Source organism: Streptococcus pseudopneumoniae (genome assembly GCF_001072375.1).
GTDB lineage: Bacteria > Bacillota > Bacilli > Lactobacillales > Streptococcaceae > Streptococcus > Streptococcus pseudopneumoniae_L.
This window is the reverse complement of record NZ_JVKV01000048.1, coordinates 1-341: the sequence shown is the minus strand read 5'-3', so window position 1 is coordinate 341 and position 341 is coordinate 1. Positions and strand designations below refer to the sequence as shown.

The following is a 341-nucleotide window of genomic DNA, read 5'->3' as shown; positions in this document are numbered from 1 at the left end:
ATCAATCAATTGCAGGAGAAGTACCCTTATGAAATCTCTGGAGGACAAAAACAACGGGTTGCAGTTGCACGCGCCATCATTACAGAACCTGAAATTCTCCTTGCGGACGAGCCAACAGGAGCGCTTGATTCCAAGTCATCTGCAGCACTTCTTGATGTTTTTGATGAAATCAATGAGTGCGGACAAACTATTCTCATGGTAACCCACTCAACAGCAGCTGCTAGCAGGGCCAAGCGCGTGCTCTTTATCAAAGACGGCATTCTTTACAACCAAATCTACCGTGGAGATAAGACAGATCGTCAGATGTTCCAAGAAATCTCTGACACCTTGACTGTTATGGC

The 341-nt window shown here is 45.7% G+C and carries 1 protein-coding gene; it reads left to right on the top strand.

Features of this window, described 5'->3' with window-relative positions:
• Positions 1–341: ATP-binding cassette domain-containing protein (locus tag ADH31_RS03760; protein WP_049509072.1), on the top strand; the 341-nt coding region annotated here is incomplete at both ends.